The sequence below is a fragment of the Paenibacillus glycinis genome (assembly GCF_009909185.1).
GTDB classification, from domain to species: Bacteria; Bacillota; Bacilli; order Paenibacillales; family Paenibacillaceae; genus Paenibacillus_Z; species Paenibacillus_Z glycinis.
Genome location: NZ_JAAAMV010000004.1, coordinates 18,268 through 39,961 on the forward strand (window position 1 = coordinate 18,268; position 21,694 = coordinate 39,961).

The window sequence follows — 21,694 nt, forward strand, 5'->3', positions numbered from 1 at the left end:
GCGGCCGATGCCGCCGTAATTGCCCGCAAGGGCGGCGTGCGGGGTAGATGGAGGGCGGTGATGCGGGCGGAATTGCCGGCTTACACGCGAGGTGTACGGCAGCTGGTGCTGTTCTTTCTGCGAGAGCGGTCGGTTGCTTGGATGTACGGTACTGGGTGCTGTTCTTTCACTGAAAGCGTCCGGTTGCGCGGCAAGAGCAACGCCGGTGCCGTTCTACACCGGTGTCACCAGGATGCAAACAAAAAAAGCCGGCAAGTCCATTCGGAACTTCCCGGCGTTCGGCAAGATCGGGGCAGGAAATATCGGCCCCTGCCTGTCGATCCTGCTATGGATTATTGCGGCTTTCGGCTCCAATTCCCTCGCGCGCTTGCGACGGTTTTGTCCGGCCTCAGCTCCGCTTGCAGGCAAGGATCTGACGCTCGAACTTGCCTTTGCGAACCACGCATCGGTCCGTAATCGTCAAGCCGGCCCGCGCGACGTCGTCATCGATCGTTTCCGTCGTGACGAGGACGACGCGGCGGGCCAGCCTGCGCGCGCTGCCGAGCATCGCCAATCGTTCCCCGGCGGTCAGCACGGAGCACAAATTATACGGCAAATCCAGGATCGCCGCGTCGTAAGGGCCTTCCTCCCTCGGCTCCAGCGTCCGCATGTCCGCGCGCTTCACGACGTCCGGCATGCCGAAATGCGCCAGGTTGATCCGCGCGCCCTTCAGCGCGAGCGGATTCAGGTCGAATCCGACGATGTCGATGCCCATCGAAATCGCTTCGATCAGCACCGTGCCGATGCCGCAGCACGGATCGACGACGCGCAAGCCCCTCCGAATATCCGGCGCCGCGATATTCGCGACCGCCCGCGCGACCCGCGTGCCGAGCGCGGTCGAGTACGGCTGCGGCTTGTCGTTATGCCGCAGCCATACCGCTTCGCTCTTCCCGTACTCGCCGAACCAATATCGGCCCTGCGCATAGGCAAGCCCGAACAGCCGCTCCGGACGGCGCATGTCGGCCTTGCCCCGGATGCGCCAGCCGACTTCCTTCTCGGCGGCGCGCTGGCTGTCGTAGTCCGCGTCACCGCCGACGAACGTTACCTTGAAGGTGCGGCCGTCCAACCGGACGGCATCGCCGACCTGCTCGGCAATGCCCGGCAGGTCGTTGGCCCAGAGCATGACGCTCAGCCGGCCCCGGATGAACGGACTTCGGCTCGGTTCGATCTTTTTATCGATTATCACACAACCCTCCTCAGGCTCGACGCCAAACAAAGCGCGCATCTCCATGCGGAATAACTCGTCTTCGTCCTCATGCGAGGCGACAGGGTAGAGATATTTTCCTTCCGCTTCCATTTGCATATTCCCACTCATTCAGTTCCCTCCGCTCCGGTACGTGCGGAAGAGGATGGACTGATTGTAATTGCCGAAGCCTTCGCCGTAGAGGGTAAGTCCCCCGACATGCTCGGCATCCTCCGGAACCGCGAACCGGAGCTGCCAGTCGTTGCGCGCCCTGACGATATCCTGCAGCGTCACCCCGGACAGCCGCTGCCCGTCGATGAAGGTGCCCGCGTTCGTGATGCGGATCACCTTCAGCCAGCCGTATTGATTGACGGTCCACCAGGCGGGCGTCAGCCGGCCGCGCCCTTCTCCGGAGTCGCCCGGGCTCGTCCAGACGCCGAGCAGCGTGTCGTTCAGATAGAAATGGATGTCCGACGGCCAGTCCACCCGAACGTCGGGCGCTTCCGATCCGATCTCGAACGAGATCTCGATTTCCTCGAGCGTTTGGCCCGGCAGCACGTAATTGGGGATCCGGTATTCGACGAAGCCTTTGCCTAACCAGAGAATCTGCGCGTGCATCCGTTCCGGCTCCATGAAAAACCGGGGATCGTCGAACTGCCCGATGACCCGCTCCGTCGTCGCGAGCCCGCAGGTCGGGTGCACTTCGAACCCCGTATAGTGCCCGACCGGCACCGACACCTCCTGGTATTCCCGCTTCTCGCCCGCGGCTTGCGGAATCGTCAGCTCGACCAGGCTTACGGCCAACGAGCAAATCTTGTGCGTGCCTCCGCCCCGCCGGACGAGCTTCGTCTGGATCAGGCCGCCCTTCTCCAGCTTCTTCGTGTGCATCGTCACGATGGCGCTGCTGAGGCCGAGCGCCGCGGCCAGCTCTTTCACGTTCATGGGCTCGGCCGAGAGAAGCTCCAGGATCCGCAGGCGCACGTCGCTCGCCAGCGCCTCGTAGAGGGGAAGCCATTTTCGGTCCAAATTCGCGCGTATCATCCTATTCACTCCGCTCTCGCTCTAGTTAAGTTAACCATTATATTAATTCAATTCCGGAGGAAAGAAAAGCTTGCGCGCGGCCGAAGGCATGATGTTTAATAGGGTTAGACATGCAATTATGTTAAGTAGTTAATAATACTGTTAATTAAACAACGAGGTGAGCCATGGTGTCAATGAAAGCGAAAATGATCGTGGACAAAGATTTTACGATCGGCGAAGTGGACAAACGAATCTACGGATCGTTCATCGAGCATTTGGGGCGCGCGGTTTACGGCGGCATTTACGAGCCGGGGCATCCGTCGGCCGACGAACAAGGTTTCCGAAGCGACGTGCTGGAGCTGGTCAAAGGCATCGACGTTCCGATCGTCCGCTATCCCGGCGGTAATTTTGTATCCGGTTACAACTGGGAGGACGGCGTCGGTCCCGTGGAGCTTCGCCCGAAACGTCTCGAGCTGGCCTGGCGCACGGTCGAGCCGAACCTGATCGGCCTGAACGAATTCGTCGATTGGTGCCGCAAGGCGAACACGTCCCCGATGATGGCGGTCAACCTAGGCACGCGCGGACCCGAAGAAGCCCGGCAGCTCGTGGAATACAGCAACCATCCGTCCGGATCGTATTGGAGCGACCTGCGCGCGCAGCATGGCTATAAGCAGCCGCACGGCATCAAGACCTGGTGCCTCGGCAACGAAATGGACGGCCCTTGGCAAATCGGCGCCAAGACTGCCACGGAATACGGCCGGATCGCGGCCGAAAGCGCCAAGGCCATGCGCTGGGTCGACCCGTCCATCGAGCTGGTCGCCTGCGGTAGCTCCAGCCTCGCCATGCCGACCTTCCCGGAATGGGAGCGCACGGTGCTCGATCTTTGTTACGACCAGGTGGACTACCTGTCGCTGCATCAGTATTACGGCAATCGCGACAACGACACGGCGAATTTCCTCGCCCAATCCATGGGCATGGATTCCTTCATCAATACCGTTATCGCGACCTGCGATTACATTCAAGCGAAGAAGCGCAGCAAGAAGAAGGTTCATCTCTCCTTCGACGAATGGAACGTCTGGTACCACTCCAACGCGGCCGACTCCAAGCTCGAGCCGTGGTCGGTCGCCCCGCCGCAGCTCGAGGACGTCTATAATCACGAGGACGCGCTGCTCGTCGGCAGCATGCTGATCAGCCTGCTGAAACGGGCGGACCGCGTGCGGATGGCTTGCATGGCGCAGCTCGTCAACGTCATCGCGCCGATCATGACCGCAAACGGAGGCGGCGCTTGGAAACAGACGATCTACTACCCGTACATGCATGCCAGCGTCTTCGGGCGCGGCACGGTACTGGTACCGCTCGTGACGTCGCCCAAATACGACGCCACGGACTACACCGACGTTCCGTATCTCGACGCGGTCGCGGTGCATAACGAGGCGGCCGGCGAATTGACGATCTTCGCGGTCAACCGCCACCTGAGCGAATCGCTGCCGCTCGATATCGACCTGCGCAGCTTCGGCGACTTCCGGGTGCTCGAGCATCTCGTGCTGGAAAGCGACGATCTGAAAGCCGCCAATACGCAGGATGCGCCGGATCGCGTCGCTCCGCACGCGCGCGGCAGCGCCTTGGCGGACGGCAGCGGCATCCGCGCTTCGCTCGGCAAAGCGTCCTGGAACGTAATCCGCGCGAAGCTGTCCGCCGGCTAAGCGCTGGCCAAGCTGATCGGCGAGGAACGCAAAGCGGCCGTGGAGCGTTTGAAGCTGGCTGACTCCGATGCGCTCGGCGTCGGCAGGGATCTCATCGCCTTCCATCCGCAGGCATGGAAGAAAGTGAACCGGGGCCGGGATTACAAGCAGACGGCGTTCGACGTCGCCGCGTCGTTCGAGATCACCTCGCGCGGCATCAAGATTAAACGCAAAAGAGCTGCCGCGCCTTCATGTTCGCGTGAAGGCGCGGCGGCTCTTTTGCAATTGAGTGTCCTTGTTATCGCAGCGCCTTAACAACTGCATGTTTTTGTCTACGGCTGCGTCATGGCAACTAAGCCTTTTTGTTATTGTAGCGCCTTAGTCTACGGCTGCGTCATGGCAATGAAGCGTTTTTGTTGCGTCATAGAAATTAATGCCTTTGATTAAAGCAGGGCCCTTCGCAATAGCCGGACCTTGTTCGATGATGGGCATAACGAAAAACAGGCTGGCTATCCCGGCGGTCGCGGACGTATTATAATATTATAATGAAACTTTGTTTCGAGGTATGAAACTATTGCATAATCTATCGGAGGCGACTATGCATGAGCTTCTCGTTTATCGGAATCGACCATGTCCAGCTGGCCGCGCCCGCGGGTTGCGAGGACGCCGCAAGGGCATTCTACGCCGGCGTGCTCGGCTGGCCGGAGATCGCGAAGCCGGAATCGCTTCGGCAGCGCGGCGGCGCATGGTTTCAATGCGGCGCGCAGCAGGTTCACGTCGGCGTGCAGCCGGACTTCATTCCGGCGACGAAAGCCCACCCGGCCTTCGTCGTCCGGCAGCTTGACGCCCTGATGCGGCATCTTGACGGACTCGGCTTGCCGATCGCGCGCGACGAGGCCAGAACCGATGAAGGCGTCCGCCGTTTCTTCCTGAACGACCCGTTCGGCAATCGGCTCGAGTTCATGGAGTAAGCCTCGGGGATAACTGGTAAGGCATCGCAAGCTGCGCGGCGGTATTTTGGAGATGTGTAGTGCACGATGGAAACGAAACTCTGCAGGATAAGACAATTAAGGAAGAGGAACACGATGATGGCCGAGAGCTTGCACATCGATTAGAGCTGCCAGGGCGGAGGTAAACCTCTTAAATTACGGAGTAGCATTCTACCTCTGCCTTCGAGCTTCGAGTTTCGAGCTTTCAGTTTCGAGCTTCGAGTTTCGAGCTTCGAGCTTTGAGGCTTCGAGCTTTGAACTGCGTTCTGACACATCCCGCCTTCAGCGCCATGACGCGTAAGCACAGATTGCTGCAATCATGCAGGAATTTTCGTTGAAAACGTCTGATCAGCGCCTTATTGTTGCGAAAGTGCAGCAATTTACTGCTTAATGTTCGATTTCGAGGATGCGCATGTAAAATTGCTGCATTATCGCCGCAATTTTCTCCCAGACTAGATCCGGCTTGCATATTGCTGCAGATTTGCAGCAATTCCTCACCTAATAATCCCATCCCCCCGAGCGTACGAATGCACTCACCCATTCGACTACTCGGTCGAGCCCTGCTCCCCAACCGCTTCTTCCCGCAAACGAAAGAAGCCTCCGAATGGCCGCGCAATCCGCGAGCTCCCCGGAGACTCCAATCTCTGCGCGTCCCTTTCCCAAGACCCGCAATCCCTGCTTGCTTGCCTAACTCGTATGGACCCTCCCCGATGACCCACAATCCCTGCTTTCCTCAAACTCATAAGGGCCCTTCCAAAGACGCGCACTCCCTGCTTTGCTCTTCTAAACACATACAGACCCTTCCCGAAGACCCGCACGCAATCCCGCTTGCTCGCCCGACTCGAACGATCCGAAGACCCGCAAATCCCTGCTTGTCCCGACCCGCAATCCCTGCTTTGCCTTTCTAAACTCATACGGGCCCTTCCGAAGACGCACACTCCCTGCTTTGCTCTTCTAAGCACATACAGACCCTTCCCGAAGGCCTGCAATCCCGCTTGCTCTTCTAAACACATACAGCCCCTTCACGAAGACCCCCACGCAATCCTGCTTGCTCGCCTGACTCGAACGATCCGAAGACCCGCAAATCCCTGCTTATCCCGACCCGCAATCCCTGCTTTGCCTTTCTAAACTCATACGGGACCTTTCCGAAGACCCGCAATCCCTGGCCCTTCCAAAGTCTTGCAATCCTATGGACCTTTTCCAGAGTCCGGAGACCCGCATTCTTGCAGACTCTTTCAGAGCCTAGCAAATCCCCCTCCCGGCTCTCCCAGGAACCTCTCCGATCCCCGACGGACGCGTCTACGCCGCTCCCGGCAAAACCACGTCGAACCGGACGCCCTCGGGCGTATTGCCGATACGGTATTGCGCGCCGTGGGCATCCAGCACTTTGCTGACGATATACAGCCCAAGGCCGCTGCCGCCCGTGGAGCGGCTGCGCGACTGCTCGGCGCGGAAGAACGGCTCGAACAGGCGCGGCAGCTTCGATTCGTCCAGCTGAACGCCGGTATTGAGCACCTCCAGCCGGAAACGCAGCAGCGGGACGGCGTCCAAGCCGATCGGCGGCTCCGACGCTGTCGCCGGCTGCCCCTCAAGCGTGACCCCGTTCCCGGGGACGCTAGCTTTTAAGTCCGCAAAATCCACCGCTCCCGCTCTTCGTTCCGTCGATTCGACCTTCCGCTCCGTCGCTTCGTCCTTCCGCCGCGCCGCTTCCGCCGTCTGTTCCGTCAACGCCGACGACGGCGGGAGGGTGATCCGCTCCTCCGCAAGCCTGATGTACACCCGCTCGCCCTCGCCGGAATACTGCACGGCATTCGTGATGATGTTCGACACGGCCTTGGAGATCAGCCGCTCGTCGGCGATGATCATCGCTTCCTCCGGCAGGTCGCAGGCAAGCTCCATATGCTTCACGCCGGCGAGGTAGCTCATGTTGTTCATCGCTTCCCGCACGAGCTCGGACAAGTCTACTTTCCGCATGAGCGGCCGGAATTCGCGGCTCTCCAGCTTCGAGAGCTCCAAGAGCTCGTGCACGAGCTTGTCCATGTCCTGCATGATCGAATACGACTTGCGCAGATACGTATCGCGGTCGCGGAACGGCCCGACGTTCCCGATCATCGCCTCGAGCTGGCCGCTGACCGCGGTGATCGGCGTCTTCAGCTCATGCGAGATCGTCGCCACGAACTCGCGCCGCTTCGCCTCCTGCTCGCGTTCAAGCTCGATATCGCTCTTGAGCTGGGCGTTGGCGTCCTGCAGCTCGCCCATCGTCGACTGCAGGTTGACCGCCAGCTTGCTTAAACTGAGCGACAGCTCGCCCAGCTCGTCATGCGATTTCAACGCGGGCTCCGTCACCGTGAAGTCCAGCTTGGCGAGCCGGTGCGCCACGCCGTTCAGCGACAGCAGCGGACGGGCGATCAGCCGGGCGTAGATAAAGGCGCCTCCGATCGCGATGAGCAGGATCGGAATGAGCATGTACGGCAGGAACAGCAGGATCACGTCCGCGGCTTCCCCGATCGGCTGCAGCGGCGCGTCGACGTACAGCGTGAACGATTCGTCGCTTTCGGCGAACGCGACCTTCCGTTCGGCGCTCAGAATATGCGTCTCCCCGTCGCCCGCGGGTCCCGCCGGCCCGACGCGCACCGAACCGTCGCGCCCGTCCACGAAGCGCCCGGTCTCCAGCTGCTTGCGCAGCAGCGGATAGCCGCCCACGCCGGAGCTGCCGGCCAGCCAGCCTTTGAACGAACGAAAATTCGGCGGTATGTAATAGCCGCCTCCGTCCTTGTCCCGCAGCATCATGACGGCGTTATGCTCCTGACCGAACCGGGCGATCAGCGGCAGCGCGTCCTCCACCGGCTGTCCGTTCACGGAGCGAACGAGCTCGTTCACGCCGCTTTCCAGCCGCGATTGCTTGATGTACTTGTAATAGCTCGGCAGCATGAAATACAGCGTCAAGTAGATCAGCACCGCCGAGACGACGAGCAGCGCCGTCGTGACGAGGAAAATTTTGAACCGGATGCCCTTGCGCCGGATCATCCCCCCACCCCGGCCAGCTCCGATTCCAGCGAATAGCCGACGCCTTTGACCGTGCGGATGATGGAGATGCCGAGCTTCTTGCGGATGTTCTTGATATGCGCGTCCACGATGCGCGAATCGCCGAAGAAGTCGTAGCCCCATACTTTATCCAGCAGCATGTCCCGCGTCATGATCCGGCCGGCGTTATGAATGAGCGTGTTCAAGATGTCGAACTCCTTGGTCGTCGTCTCCACGAGCTTGCCGTCGACGAATACCTTGTACGCATCGGCGTCCAGCCGCAGCCTGCCGTTCCATAGCTGTTCTCCGGACTGCGCGCTCCGCGTGCGGCGCAGCACGGCCTCCACCCGCTTCGTCAGCACATGGAACGAGAACGGCTTCGTGATATAGTCGTCGGCCTCCTCCTCGAACGCCCGGAGCTGGTCCTTCTCCTCGCCAAGCGCCGTCAGCACGATAACGGGCGTGTCGCCCTTCTCCCGGATGCGCCTGCAGATCGTATAACCGTCCAACGTCGGGAGCATCAGATCGAGAATCACCAAGTCGTACGTCCCGGACTGAAATTTCTCCCAGCCTTCGAGCCCGTCCTCGGCCACGTCGACCTCGTACTGCTGGGCTCTTAGAAACTCGGCGATGAGCTCCTGAATATAGTGATCGTCCTCGATGACAAGAATAGCCGCGGGCATAAGCAAACAACCCCCATTGAACTAAGATAGGACTAAGTATAGCCACCGATCCTGAAACGCGACTGAAGCCAATCTGAAAATTAGCTGAAAACCGAGCGCGCGCGAAATTAGGCGTGCGAAAATAGGAGCAGGCACGCAGAAAAAAACCATCCTGCGCGCCGGCGCCGATGGTTGGGTTTGCTGTTTATTTCCCTGTTGTTTGCGTATTTGCTTTACTACGGCGAACTTGATGCCGTCCAGCGTGACGAAGCTCTGCCATACGGCCATGTCGGCCAATTCCGGCTGCACCGGCAAAGCTCGGCCCTTTACGGTTGGTAGAGGCCGCCAGCTTCTCCGCGCAATGCGCATGCGTCACGGCTGACGGTTCGCCAGCTTCTCCGCGCGATTCTCATGCGTCACAGCTGGCGGTTCGCCAGCTTCTCCACGCGATTCTAATGCGTCACGGCTAGCGGTTGGCCAGCTTCTCCGCGCGATTCTCATGCGTCACGGCTGGCGATTCGCCAGCTTCTCCTGCGCCATGCGCACGAGCTCCTTGACCATCGCGCCGCCGATTTGCCCGCCGATCTGGCCCATCGACTCCGTGGACGCGCCTCCGTTGTATCCCCGTTCCAGCGGGATACCGAGCGATTGCGCCACTTCGAATTTCACGTCGTCCGGCTGCCTCGGATTCACGACGAAGCCTTCCTTGCGCATCACTTCGGCCTTGAACGCGCTCATCGCGGCATCCGCGCCCGGGACGAGATGTTTTCTCCGACTGCGTCTTGCCATTGCCTTTGCCTCCTCGGAAATCGTTTAAGCATACGTTCCCCGAATCGGCAGCCGCTTATGCGTCAATTGAACCAGCCTTTGGCTTTGAACCAGCCGTACATGAGGACGGCGAGCACCGCCATCACGCCCAGCACCGCGTAATAGCCCGCATGCCACGTCAGCTCGGGCATATTGACGAAATTCATGCCGTAGATGCCCGCGATGAACGTCAGCGGCATGAAGATGACCGTGATGACGGTCAGCGTCTTCATGATCGTATTCATTCGGTTCGTGCTCAAGGACATGTAATGATCGCGCAAATCCGAGGTCATCTCGCGGTTGGAGTCGACGATCTCGACGAGCTTGAGCAGATGATCGTAGATGTCGGTGAAAAAGAGATGATACTGGCGCAAATCCTCGATCCGCTGGGTTTGGAGAATCCGATACACCAGCTCCCGCATCGGCACGACCGTCTTGCGCAATTTCAGCAGCTTGTTCCGGATCTCGAACACCTGCACGAGCTTCGCTTGAATGTTCTGCTCCTGAAGCCCGGTCTCGAATTCGAAAATTTGATCCTCGATCGCCTGCGCCGTCGGGAAATATTCGTCGACCAGCTCGTCGATGACCGTATACGCGGCATGAAGGCAGCCGTGCGTCTCCCAGTGCGGCTTCTGGATAATCTTCTCGCGGGCCCGTTCGATCTCGCGGCGCGGATGCACATGATAGCTGACCAAATAATTGGGGCCGATGAACAGGTCTACCTCCTGCGTCTCCATCGTTTCTTGCATCATCGCATGCAGCACGAGAAAATGCACGTCGTCGTAATGGTCCATCTTCGGGCGCTGGAGGTAATAGAGGCAGTCCTCGATCGTGAGCGGATGAAAGTGAAAATAGCCTTCGCCGAGCAAATGCACTTCCTCGGGCGACGGCGCCAAGAAGTCGGCCCAATACCAGGTGACGTTATAATCCGCCAGTTTATCCAATGAGGTCAAGTGAACGATGCGCCGATCGTCCGTTATGGCTATGATTCGAATCATGATGCGGTCGCTCCATCTGTTTTTCCTATAGTGTAGCACTATGGATTTTCCCGAAGCAATGCGGCGCAGGAAACACCTCGGCCCGAGCGCGGCCGAAGGGCACCGAGGCAGCCTCTGCGGCGATCCTCATCCAGAGTCAGCGATACAAGAACTTGAAGCTCACGACGCCGCTGTTATCCAGCGTATACGTATAACTCCGGATGCCGTCGTGGTTCATGATGATGTCGTTCCACGTATCCGGGCCTTCCGCGTCCAAGTAGGTACGCTTCAGCGTGATGGATTCGCTGCCCGCTTCGATCGCGGCATCGATTCTCGCCGCGAACGCTTCCGGCGTATCCACGGTCAAGCCGTTGACGGCATAGTAATTGAGCGCCGCCGCGGTCGCCTTCGGCAGCTTGTCGGTCCATTCGTGATCGCGGCGAAGCTCGTCGTCCGTCACGTTGAAATACCCGTAGGCCAGCCTTCCTTCCACGTCCGGCACGGGATCGTCCCACGTAACGTCGAGGTTGTAATACGCCCCGTCGATCTTGACCTTGTTCCAGGCATGCGCGCCTCCGCCCGCCGTGCCCCGCACGTAATACGTCTCGATGCCCGCCATGCGCAGCAGCAGCTGGGCCGTGTAGGCGTATCCTTGGCACACGGCGATGCCGTTGACGAGCGTGCCGTACATCGTATACGAGTCGGCCGGAACCGTATCCTTGCGGTAATTGTCGTAATCGTATGCGGTGTGGAGCAAAATGTAATCGTGGATGGCAAGCTCGCGCTCGTAGTCCGTCATATCCGGCCCGATGATCGCCGCCAAGATCTCGCGCGCGGCCTTGTCCACCGTTCGTGCCCGGTCATCCTTGATGACCACCGGCTTCGACTGCAGCGGCGCGTTCAGCAGATCCGACTCGTCCCGGACGAAATACCGTCCGAACTGCTCGAATATCCGGTACACGAGCACGATCGACTGTTCCCGCGTCGTGGTATCCTTGGGCATGAAGCGCGCGTAAGCGCCGGTTCCGTTGCCTTTCATAACGCCGCTCGCGGTCAGCGTCCCGACGGCCCCGCGAGCCCAAGCGGCCAGCTGCTTCGCGTCCGCGAAGACGGGCGAATCGCCTTGACCTTCCGCCAGCTCGGCCTGAAAGCCTGCCTTCACGAGCGTGTTGTACAGCATCAGCGCGATCTGCTCGCGCGTGATCGTCGCTTTCGGCGAGAAGCGGCTGCCGCCCGTTCCCTTCACGATGCCCAGCGCGTACGCCTGCAGCACGGCGGCGCTGTTCGTATCCTTGAACGGATTGGCGCCCGGCGCCGGCGCCTGCTCGTCCGTGAGCACTTCGTAGAGCTGCACCGCCATATCGCTGAATTCCTGCCGCGTCAGCGCGAGCTGGTAGCTATTCGTCAAACCGTGCGGGATCAATCCGCTCGAGATCGCCGCCTCGATCTCCGGCTTGGCCCAAGCGCTCGGCGAACCGGATGCCGCCGCAGCGGCCGAGTTCGGCGCGAAGCCGGCCAGAATCGTTGTCCATGCCATGACCATGATAAGTGCAATCGCTATTTTTCGCATTTCGCTTCGAATATCCTCCCGGCAGGCAATGTCCTTGCATCTCGCATCTCGTCATCCATGCATCCCGCATACGATGCATTCCGCAAGCGGGATTTCGGCAAAACTAGCATTCTAGCAAGCCGAATCCGTTACTAGCTTAACATAAAATTCCACACCTTTTACAATATTTTGAACCCCGTGAACGCAAAAACACCCCGAACGGCCTAGACTCGGCCGTCGGGGGCATCGACTTACAACCAACCGTTCTTCTCCGCGATCCCGATCGCGTCGATCCGGTTTTTGGCCTCCAGCTTCTGGATCGCCTCGGACAAATAATTGCGCACGGTGCCGGCGGACAGGTAGAGCCTGCCGGCGATATCGCCAGCGGAGAGCCCCTCCGCGGCCAGCTTCAGCACCTCGCGCTCCCGCTCGGAGAGCGGATTCTCGCTGTCGAAGAACGACATGGCGAGCTCCGGGCTGACCGCCCGGCCGCCCTTGTAGACCTGCCGCAGCGCGGCGCCGAGCTCGTCGATCGGCGAATCCTTGAGCAGGAAGCCGCGCACCCCCGCCTTCATCGCCCGCTGAAAATAGCCCGAGCGCGAGAACGTCGTCAAGATGACGACTTTGCAGGAATGGTCGAGCTCCTTCAACTTCTCCGCGACATCCAAGCCGCTCATATGCGGCATTTCGATATCCATGACGCAGATGTCGGGCTGGAGCCGTTCGATCTGCTCGAGCGCCTGCCGCCCGTTCTCCGCCTGCGCCACGACTTCGATGTCGTCTTCCAAATCCAGCAGCGCGCTCAGCGCGCCGCGCAGCATGCCTTGATCTTCCGCCACGATGACTTTCATAACGCTATCCGCCTTCCCCTGCTTTATCCACGAGCGGCACCGCGAACACGAGCCGCGTTCCATGCTTCGCATCCAACCGCTCCGCCGTCAGCACGCCTTCGATGAGCTTCAGCCGGTCGCGCATCCCCTTCATGCCGTTGCAGCCGGCGGCGGCTTCATCCTTGCTCGGCAGGCCGACCCCGTCATCCTCGACCGTCAACCGCAGCCTGCCCGGCTCCCGCCGCAGCTCGACCGTGCATACGCTGGCCCGGCTGTGCTTCACGACGTTCGTGACCGACTCCCTTAGACACATGCCGAGAATGTTCTCTATCAGGGGAGAGGAACTCCGTGTCTCGGGATCGCTCCGCCCGTCATCGCCGGAATCCGCAGGCACTCCGGTTGCGAGGTCGCCGCGCTGCTCCAGCACGATACCCGCGGCGGCAAGAATTTGCTTGGCATGGTCGACTTCTTGGCCGATCGTCACCGCGTTCATGCCCGAGACCAGCTCGCGCACCTGCTTGAGCGCGGCGCGCGAGGTCATCTGAATATCCTTCACTTCCTGCGCGGCGCGCTCCGGATTTTTCCCGATCAGCTTCTCGGCCAGCTCGCTCTTGAGCGTGATCAGCGAAAGCGTGTGCCCGAGCGTGTCGTGCAGATCCCGCGAGATGCGCTGCCGTTCCTCGTTCTTGGACAGCCGCGCGATCTCCTCGTTGGCCAGGTTCAGCTTCATCCGCAGCTCCTTCGAACGCTGTCCCAGCTTGAAACCGACCGGCATGATGAGCATCACCAGCATGGCGGGCAGAAGCTGCACGAGCATATCCTGGTCGTTGTACACCTGGAAATGCGCGATCACGTACGTGAAAAACGAAAGCATGGCCGCGTACCCGACGACAAGGTCCCGCCGCTTCTTCAGCTGCCCGATGATCGGGGACGGGTAGAAGGCCAGGTAGACGCCGGTGGCATCGAACTTCAAGCAAAACAGCAGCGCGATCAATAGCAAACCGAGCACCGCGACCAGGCGAGGGCGTTCGTACAAGTAACCGCAGATGTACAAGGCTACGAACACCAGCACGGCGCCGAGTCCTTCGACGATCTCGACGGCCGGCAGCTGAAATAACGACACGAGCGGAAACACCAGGTAGACGAGCCAGACCAGGGTAAAGACGAGAGGCGGTCCCTGGTAATTGGGCCGCCCGTTCAACCATTTGCGCATGAACTACACCGCTTCCTGCTTTCTCATGATATAAGAGGATACTACCATGAACACGACCACGTATGCAGCCAAAATTCCGATGCCGCCCCAATCGAGCGCGCCGCCGGAAAGCATGTTCCACGCCCCCTGGCCGAGCCGGTACGTCGGCAGCGCCTTGGCGATATCCTGCATCGTCGCCGACATCGTCGTGACCGGCATCCACAAGCCGCCGAGCACGGACATCCCCATATACACGATCATGCTGATGACCTGCACCGCGTCCGGGTTGCGCATCGAGCCGAACAGCGTGCCGAGCGCCATGAACGACATGCCGCCGATCCAGATCCAAGCGCCGCAAGAGAGCCAAGTCGATACCGGCAGGTCGATATGCTTGCCGATGCCGCCGATCAAAAACATCATGACAATGATGAAGAGGTTGATCAGCGCCTGCGCGCCGATCTTCGAGACGATGTACGCCCACGAAGGGAGCGGCGTGATCTTCAGCATCCGGATCCAGCCTTGGGAGCGCTCGCGGGCGAGCCGCATGCTGAAGGTAGTGAAGCTCGCGCCGATGATGCCATAGCAGGTCATGGACATGAGGTAATAGGCATTGAAATTCGTGCCGGCGATATCCTGGTCCCCGATCGTGCTCGAGAAAAGGAAGTAGAAGATTACCGGCATGATGACCGAGAAAATGACGAATCGTTTATTGCGGACCGTACGCAGCAACTCCGCCTTGCACTGGGCGACCGTCGCCCGAAGCATCGTTTGATTCATTTGTATTCATCCCCTTATAAGTGGTGGTGTATGCGATTCGGCCGGGCCGACTAATTGGCCTGCTGAACGAGCGCTTGGAACGCGTCTTCCAGACCGCCGCTATGAATCTCGATATCGCGCATGTCGAACTTGCCTTCGACGAGCGCGCGGATCAGCCGGTCGGTGTCGGTGCCGAACACCTTTACTTTGCGTCCGCTCCATTCCACGTCCGTGACGCTCGGCAGCGCGAGCAGCGCCTCCGTCTTGACCGTCGGCCCCGCTACGAACGAGATGACGCGTCCGGTCGTTTCCGATTTGATCTCGCCCGGCGTGCCGTCGGCGATGATCTTGCCGTTGTTGATCACGACGATGCGGTCCGCGACGCTGTCCGCTTCGTCCAGGTAGTGCGTCGTGAGCACGATCGTCCGGCCTTTGCCCGCCATGGCGCGCACCGTATCCCAGAACAGCTGGCGGGAGGTGACGTCCATCCCGACCGTCGGCTCGTCGAGGAAGATGACCTCGGGATCGCCGGCCAGCGCCAGCGCGAAGCCGAGGCGGCGCTGCTGCCCGCCGGAGAGCGAGGAAGCCATCTTATCCTTCTCGGCCTCCAGGTTGGACACTTTGAGCAAGTACGCGAGCGGGAGCGGCTTCTCGTAATAGCTGCGGAACAGATTGATGCTCTCGCCGACCTTCAAGCCGTCGATGACGCTCACGTCCTGCAGCATCGCGCCGATCCGGTCGCGGACGCGGGTGTCGCCCGGGTCGCCGCCGAGCAGCTTCACCGTGCCCATGGTCGGCTTGTGCAGGCCGAGAATCATCGATACCGTCGTCGTCTTGCCCGCGCCGTTCGGACCGAGCAGCGCCACGACCGTGCCTTCCGCGATCGAGAGCGTCAAGTTGTCGACGGCCTTCTTGTCCTTGTAGATCTTGCTTACGCCGTTAAGCTGAATCGCTGCTTTCATGCATCGTTCACTCCTTGTCGTCTTTCTGATGTCCTCATTGTACCCCGCGGCATGGCCGGCCCGGTATGCATGAATGTAATGCGTTTCGCATGACAATTGTCATCCGGCTGACGCCACGACTGTAACTTGACGATTTACATTTATAGGTGTATAATTTATATTTGTATCAAGTGTAACCTCTGGTTTTTTCCTCGGATTGATCGTGATTTACCCTCCAAAATCACCAACAGTTAATTTTCCTTTTAAACACGGCTGCTTGAAGGAACACGGATTCACACTGGCGCGGTCGAGGAACCGCAAGGACGTTAGAGAGGTTAGGGCTTTCGTTGCTTTCGTGCATGATTTAGTTATGAAAGTAGGAAGACATTGGCGGTTACGCTTACCATACAGGGCAGTGCTGCAGGAATACCGGCGCTATGCCCCGCAAACGCAAAAACAGACCCCCGCTTCGGGACGAAGCGGGGGTCGTCCAATTTCCGGGGACTTTATTGACTTATTGCAGAACGGCCGTCGGCGCCCTGCGCTCCAGGCTGATCCAGACCAAACCCGCCGCCATGAACGCCGTCCCGACGAGCTGCCAGCCGCTGACCGATTCGTCGAAGAACAGGTAACCGGCCGCGACTGCGGATGCCGGCACCACGTACCGGAAGAAATTCGCCCGCGCGGCGCCGATCTTGAACATGCCGGCATTCCAGACGATGAACGCGAAGACCGTGCAGACGAAGACGTTGAAGAGGATGGCCGTGTATTCGCTGCCGCCTAGCGCAGTCCACGAGACCTTGCCCCAGGACGGGAGCGTCAGCGGGAACATGAACACGACGCCGAACGCGGTGTACCAGGTGCTGACGCGCAGCGCGGAGTACTGCCTCATGAGCGGCATGCAGGCGAGATTGAACGACGCGCCGACGATGCTGACGCCGAACGCCAGCAGATTGCCGAGCATGTTCCCGGACGAGACGTCAAAGCCTTCCCCGCCGCCGAGAATCACGAAGCATACGCCGATGATCGCGGCGATGCCGCCGGTCACGAGCCGGGACGTGATCCGCTCGCGCAGGAAGAACGGCCCGAACAGCGCGGCGAAGATCGGCCAAGGCGCGACGTTCAGCAGCGACGCGTTCGCGAGCGTCGTGTACTTAATGGAGTACATGACCGCGATCTCGAGTCCCGTGATGCCGACCAAGCCGAGCACCGCCAGCCGCAGCAGCGTCTTCGCGGGCATGCCGACGTTGCCTTCCTTCAGCTTCAGCAGCAGGAAGAAGAACGGCAGCGCCAGCGAGAAGCGCAGGAAGGCGAACAGCACCGGATCGAACGTCTCCATCCCTTTGCGCGATACCCCGAAATTCGCTCCCCAGATCGCGGCCACGACCGCCAGCCCGACATAGTACACCCATCTGCGCTCTTGTCTCATGAATGGTCCGGTCTCCGTTCCATAGGATGGATTTGGATAATCTGACAACAGTGTGACGGATTCCGCGCGGAAATACAATACAAAAAAATCGACCTCCCTCGCGGGAGGCCGATCCTCTATGGCAGCTTAAAACGCCCGACTGCGGATTGATTGCGAAACGCGCGGGCCTGGTTGAACCCGACACCGTCCGGGCTGCGGTCCGCGCGCCGGCTACGGGTAAACGAGCTCAACGGCCAGCCGATACCCATGCTCGGATCCGCACTTACGGATGGTCCGGCGTCTGCGCCGACGAGGGCTTGAACAACGGCAAGGACCAATCGAGCCAGTCGATCTCCTCCCGGACCATACGCACCTTCCGCTGATGGAGCAGGTAGCGGCCGAACTGCTTGGAAGCGATGTCGGTCACGGGGATCCCCGGTTCCTCTTCCATCAGCTTGATGCTCTCCTCCAATCGGTGCAGCCTTGCGACCAGCGCTTCCCGCCGTTCCAAGAACAGGTCGCGTCCCGCTTCGGGATCGACGAGGCCGATCGCGTAGATCTTGATGAGGAACTCGTCGCGCTCCGTGCTGTCGGTCGGCGGTTGTTCCCGGATCCACTCCCGGAGCGCGTCGATCCCCGAATCCGTGATGCTGTAGAGCTTTTTGTCCGGCTTGCCGGTCTGGCCGATCAGCTCGAACGTGACCAAGCCTTCCTTCTCCAGCTTCGCGAGCAGCGGGTAAATCTGGCTGTGCTGCGCCTGCCAGAACAGCTTCAGCAGCTTCATGAGCTCATAGCCCGAGCAGGGCTTGCGCGCCAGCATGCCGAGCAAGGCATAAGCTAAAGCGATCATCTATGGGATCCTCCTATGCATGCGCACTCTTTTGTACAAAAGCGTACCATAAATCGGCGCGAAACGCATATATATGCGGCAGCGGCGGGCGCCGGGTACCATGAAAGTTAGAACTCCCCCGCTTCGTCCGGCGGCGGTACGATGGGATCAACCCTTCATGCAGGAGTGATTCCCGTGACGCTGCCCGTAAATTCGTTGTCCGAAGCCGTCAAGCCTTGGTTGTGCCGTAAACTGACTTGCGCTGCCATATCAACGGTCGTGGTCGCCTCGTGTTGGGCAGCCGTTTATAACGCCGGAGGCTCGGATGGTTATGGGCCGGAATCGATCGCCGATTGGCTCGGCAAAGCCTCCGCGCTGCTGCTTTACGTCACGCCCGTTTATTATCTCTACGGCGTGCCCACTTCCATGCTCGTCGAATTCGCGCTGTTCGGGCTGCGGAAGCGAAAATGGCCGCACCGCGTCCTGTCCCTCTGCGCCCATGTCTGCTTCGGGTGGCTGCTTCCCGCGATGTTTTTCGGCCTTGCTCACGAGACGTTCGGCCGGGTAGGCATGGCGTGCGCCGCCGCGTTCTTCCTCGTCGATATCGCCTTGTCGGCGCGCGGCAGGGATTTCGAAGCCTCCCATGCCGTGCTCGCTTTCATTTTCCTCCCGCTGACGCTGTTTTTCATCGCAATAATTGGCATAAATTTGTAATTCTTGCATTGCCTTGATTGCGCTTTCTTGCTAAGATTAACCTTAGATGAGGCTTGCGACTTAGATGAAGCTAAGCGATCAGCCGATGCCGCACGATACGGAACCGGTTCTGCGGGCAAAACGAGGTGCAGGGCATGAACAAGGCCGAAGCGGAATTCAGCAACCTGGTCAAAGCATACCGCAAACGGCACATGGGCAAAGGCCCCGGCCGCATTACGACGACCTTCTGCAAGCATTGGGCGATCTGCGAGATGGAAGGCAACCTGTCGCCGGTGGAGAAGTTCATCGCGACGGCGAGCGACGGCAAGCAGATGCTGCGCGAAGCCCGCACGCAGTGGGTGAAGGACATTTACCGCAACCATCCGCCGGTCGAGATGGAGGCGCTGCTCGGCGCGCGCTATCTGGAGCTGTACGTGGATATCGATATTGACAAGGACTTCGGCATGTCGATCTTCGTGTTCGATCAGGACATCGAGCGCAAATTCGGCAGCAGCCGTTAATTGAGGCGTGTTGGCGCTTGGCAGCGAACCTGCGAGAGACGAACCGCGTTCGAGACGTTTTTTTCTTGGCTGATGAAACGCCGGCTTCCTGCAAAGGGACGCCGCCGCGGGCTTCATTCGAAAGAAAAAACCGGCTCGGCGCGGTTTTTCGTTTCTCCCGGCCGAATGCCGGGGCAAGACGCGATTACAAGGAGGTTCGTTCCAATGGGGAAAACGAAGCATACGGGACCGATCAAATTGCCCAGCCGGCCGGATCCCAAGCTGTGGGTCAGCAAAATGCCGTTCGGGCTCGGAAAGGTGAAGCCGCATCATATCCGCGACACGCTGAAGGTGATGGCGGAGAACCGCGACAATCTGCCGTACGCCTACCGCATCCTGACGCAGGGCGTTTGCGACGGCTGCGCGCTCGGCGTGTCCGGCCTCTACGACCGGACGCTCGCCGGTCCGCATGTCTGCACGACGCGCCTGAATTTGCTGCGGCTGAACACGATGCCCGCGATCAAGCCCGCCGTGCTCCATGCGGATATCGACGAGCTGCGCAAGATGGACAGCGCGGCGCTGCGGAAGCTCGGCCGTCTGCCTTACCCGCTCATTCGGCGAAAAGGCGAACGGCATTTCAGCCGGCTGTCGTGGGACGAGGCGCTGGACGCGATCGTTGCCCGGATCCGCGCCATCGACCCGAAGCAGCTGGCCTTCTACCTGACGGCGCGCGGCATCACGAACGAGTCGTATTACGCCGCGGCCAAGGTCGCCCGTTTCCTCGGCACGAACAATATCGACAACGCGTCGCGCATCTGCCACTCCCCGTCCAAGACCGCGCTCAAGCGGTCGGTCGGCATCGGCGCCTCGAGCTGCAACTACAAGGATTGGATCGGCACCGACGTGCTCGTCTTCTGGGGCAGCGTCGCTGCGAACAACCAGCCGGTCTCCACCAAATACATGTACGCGGCGAAGCGAAAAGGAACGCGGATCATCGTGATCAACCCGTACCGGGAGCCGGCGATGGACGGCTACTGGGTGCCCTCCATCGCGGAGTCGGCGCTGTTCGGGACGCGAATCGCCGACGATTTCTACCAGGTCAACATCGGCGGGGATATCGCCTTCATGCAGGGCGTCATGAAGCATTGGTTCGACATGGAGGCGGAGCGGCCCGGCTCCGCGATCGACCGCGCGTTCGTGCGCGAGCACGTCAACGGCTACGATGCGCTGCGCGGGCATGTGCTTCGCCAGGACTGGGCGCAGCTGGAGCGCTCCTCCGGCCTGTCCCGCGCGCGAATGGCCGAGTTCGCCGAGCTGCTGGCGGCGTCGAAGTCCGGCGTCTTCGTCTGGAGCATGGGGCTGACGCAGCACCGATTCGGCACCGACAACATCTCGCAGGTCGCCAACCTGGCGCTGCTACGCGGCTTCCTCGGCCGCGAGCACTGCGGGCTCATGCCGATTCGCGGCCATAGCGGCGTGCAGGGCTCCGGCGAGATGGGGGCCGATCCGTTCAGCCTGCCGGGCGGCGAGTTCGCGGGCATGAACATTCCGCGCATGGAGAGCATCTGGGGCTTTCCGCTGCCGAAATGGCAGGGCGATATCGTCGGCGTGACCTTGGAGAACGCGATGCTCCCGGAAGACCACGAACGGAAGCTCAAGCTGTTCTACACCTCCGGCGGCAATTTCCTGGAGACGATGCCGGATCCGGACTTCGTCCGCGCCTGCCTGGAGGCGGTCGATATCCGCGTCCATCAGGATATCGTCCTGAATACGTCGACGCTGGCCGACGCGCGGGAAGCGGTCATCGTGCTGCCGGCCATGACCCGCTACGAGCAGCCGGGGGGCGGCACGTCCACCTCGACGGAACGGATGGTGTATTTCTCGCCGGAGATCGACGGTCCGCGCATCGGCGAAGCCCGCGCGGAGTGGCAGATCTACTGCGATCTGGCGGCGCGGGTCTACCCGGAGCGCGCCAAATCGGTCACGTTCCGGAGCGCCCATGCCCTGCGCTCGGAGATCGCGCTCGCCGCGCCGAATTACGACGGCGTTCAGTTCCTGAAAAACCGCGGCGACGTATTCCAATGGGGCGGCGCTTGGCTCTGCGAGGGCGGCGTCTGCCCGACGCGGGACGGCCGCGGCCAGCTGCTGCCGATCGAGCTGCCGGAGCTGCGCAAGCCGGAGGGCCATTTCTACGTCACCTCCCGCCGCGGCAAGCAGTTCAATTCCATGATCTACAGCAGCACCGATCCCTTCAACGCGGCCGACCGGTACGACGTGCTGATGCATCCGAACGACGGCGCCAAGCACGCCATCAAGGAAGGCGACGCCGTCGTGCTCTACAACGGCTCCGGCACGTTCCACGGCAGGGCCAAGTTCGCCTCCATCGCCGCCGGCAACCTGGAGCTGTATTGGCCGGAATGCAATGCCTTGATGCCGAAGAAGGTGTACGAACCCCATGCCGGCATACCGGAATACAATACGGCGGTCGTGATGGAGCGGGCGGATACGTTCCACGCGCTGAAGGATACCCGTTACGTGGAAAAAAGAATCGCGGAGCTGGATCATGAGCTGGACGGGGACGAGGAGCCGCCGGCCGAATCAGGGAGGAGATGA

Annotated in this window: 19 protein-coding genes; 6 read left to right on the forward strand and 13 right to left on the reverse strand. The window is 60.5% G+C overall.

The features are described 5' to 3' along the window. Positions 1 to 388 precede the first annotated feature (388 nt). Both GT019_RS09080 and GT019_RS09085 read right to left on the reverse strand, forming a co-directional pair. Positions 389 to 1,225, reverse strand: coding sequence for a TRM11 family SAM-dependent methyltransferase (locus GT019_RS09080; RefSeq protein ID WP_328803935.1), 837 nt, complete (start codon positions 1,223 to 1,225; stop codon positions 389 to 391). A 129-nt stretch (positions 1,226 to 1,354) separates the two neighbouring features. Further along, positions 1,355 to 2,263: an ArsR/SmtB family transcription factor gene (locus GT019_RS09085; RefSeq protein WP_161742830.1), complete on the reverse strand. Its 909-nt coding sequence runs from the start codon at positions 2,261 to 2,263 to the stop codon at positions 1,355 to 1,357. A 164-nt stretch (positions 2,264 to 2,427) separates the two neighbouring features. Here GT019_RS09085 and arfA point away from each other — a divergent pair, with 164 nt between their 5' ends. The 3 genes from arfA to GT019_RS09100 all read left to right on the forward strand — a co-directional run bounded on the left by arfA (position 2,428) and on the right by GT019_RS09100 (position 4,895). Next, positions 2,428 to 3,945 carry an arabinosylfuranosidase ArfA gene (gene arfA, locus GT019_RS09090; protein ID WP_161742831.1) on the forward strand — a complete coding sequence of 506 codons (1,518 nt, stop codon included), beginning with the start codon at positions 2,428 to 2,430 and terminating at the stop codon, positions 3,943 to 3,945. A 15-nt stretch (positions 3,946 to 3,960) separates the two neighbouring features. Beyond that, on the forward strand, positions 3,961 to 4,239 hold the full coding sequence (locus GT019_RS09095) for a hypothetical protein (protein WP_328803939.1): 279 nt from the start codon (positions 3,961 to 3,963) through the stop codon (positions 4,237 to 4,239). A 287-nt stretch (positions 4,240 to 4,526) separates the two neighbouring features. Then, positions 4,527 to 4,895: a VOC family protein gene (locus GT019_RS09100; RefSeq protein WP_161742833.1), complete on the forward strand. Its 369-nt coding sequence runs from the start codon at positions 4,527 to 4,529 to the stop codon at positions 4,893 to 4,895. A gap of 1,317 nt (positions 4,896 to 6,212) precedes the next feature. On the opposite strand, the gene GT019_RS09105 is transcribed toward GT019_RS09100, so the two are convergent. The 11 genes from GT019_RS09105 to GT019_RS09155 form a co-directional block, all read right to left on the reverse strand. Beyond that, on the reverse strand, positions 6,213 to 7,940 hold the full coding sequence (locus tag GT019_RS09105) for a sensor histidine kinase (RefSeq protein ID WP_161742834.1): 1,728 nt from the start codon (positions 7,938 to 7,940) through the stop codon (positions 6,213 to 6,215). Next, entirely contained in the window at positions 7,937 to 8,620 is a 684-nt protein-coding gene (locus GT019_RS09110) for a response regulator transcription factor (RefSeq protein WP_161742835.1), read from the reverse strand. The genes GT019_RS09105 and GT019_RS09110 overlap by 4 nt, the downstream gene beginning before the upstream one ends. 483 nt (positions 8,621 to 9,103) lie before the next feature. Then, on the reverse strand, positions 9,104 to 9,388 hold the full coding sequence (locus GT019_RS09115; protein WP_161742836.1) for a small, acid-soluble spore protein, alpha/beta type: 285 nt from the start codon (positions 9,386 to 9,388) through the stop codon (positions 9,104 to 9,106). Between the two features lie 62 nt (positions 9,389 to 9,450). Beyond that, positions 9,451 to 10,404, reverse strand: coding sequence for a magnesium/cobalt transporter CorA (gene corA, locus GT019_RS09120; protein ID WP_161742837.1), 954 nt, complete (start codon positions 10,402 to 10,404; stop codon positions 9,451 to 9,453). 136 nt (positions 10,405 to 10,540) lie between these two features. Beyond that, complete coding sequence (locus tag GT019_RS09125; RefSeq protein WP_161742838.1) at positions 10,541 to 11,953, reverse strand: S-layer homology domain-containing protein; 1,413 nt, start codon at positions 11,951 to 11,953, stop codon at positions 10,541 to 10,543. Positions 11,954 to 12,183: 230 nt separating this feature from the next. Further along, positions 12,184 to 12,783 (reverse strand): response regulator transcription factor, encoded by a 600-nt coding sequence (locus GT019_RS09130; RefSeq protein ID WP_161742839.1) that lies wholly within the window; start codon positions 12,781 to 12,783, stop codon positions 12,184 to 12,186. A gap of 4 nt (positions 12,784 to 12,787) precedes the next feature. Beyond that, a complete protein-coding gene (locus tag GT019_RS09135) occupies positions 12,788 to 13,975 on the reverse strand; it encodes a sensor histidine kinase (protein WP_161742840.1) in 1,188 nt (395 codons plus the stop codon). 3 nt (positions 13,976 to 13,978) lie between these two features. Beyond that, positions 13,979 to 14,731 (reverse strand): ABC transporter permease, encoded by a 753-nt coding sequence (locus GT019_RS09140; RefSeq protein ID WP_161742841.1) that lies wholly within the window; start codon positions 14,729 to 14,731, stop codon positions 13,979 to 13,981. Between the two features lie 50 nt (positions 14,732 to 14,781). Further along, positions 14,782 to 15,672 (reverse strand): ABC transporter ATP-binding protein, encoded by an 891-nt coding sequence (locus GT019_RS09145; RefSeq protein WP_161742842.1) that lies wholly within the window; start codon positions 15,670 to 15,672, stop codon positions 14,782 to 14,784. Between the two features lie 493 nt (positions 15,673 to 16,165). Next, positions 16,166 to 17,080, reverse strand: coding sequence for a DMT family transporter (locus GT019_RS09150; RefSeq protein WP_161742843.1), 915 nt, complete (start codon positions 17,078 to 17,080; stop codon positions 16,166 to 16,168). Positions 17,081 to 17,342: 262 nt separating this feature from the next. Beyond that, positions 17,343 to 17,909 (reverse strand): PadR family transcriptional regulator, encoded by a 567-nt coding sequence (locus GT019_RS09155; protein ID WP_161742844.1) that lies wholly within the window; start codon positions 17,907 to 17,909, stop codon positions 17,343 to 17,345. 174 nt (positions 17,910 to 18,083) lie between these two features. On the opposite strand from GT019_RS09155, the gene GT019_RS09160 reads away from it, so the two are divergent. From GT019_RS09160 to GT019_RS09170, 3 genes are all read left to right on the forward strand, one after another. Then, complete coding sequence (locus tag GT019_RS09160; protein ID WP_161742845.1) at positions 18,084 to 18,602, forward strand: hypothetical protein; 519 nt, start codon at positions 18,084 to 18,086, stop codon at positions 18,600 to 18,602. 134 nt (positions 18,603 to 18,736) lie between these two features. After that, positions 18,737 to 19,102 (forward strand): DUF2294 domain-containing protein, encoded by a 366-nt coding sequence (locus GT019_RS09165; protein WP_161742846.1) that lies wholly within the window; start codon positions 18,737 to 18,739, stop codon positions 19,100 to 19,102. Between the two features lie 204 nt (positions 19,103 to 19,306). After that, entirely contained in the window at positions 19,307 to 21,694 is a 2,388-nt protein-coding gene (locus tag GT019_RS09170) for an FdhF/YdeP family oxidoreductase (protein WP_161742847.1), read from the forward strand.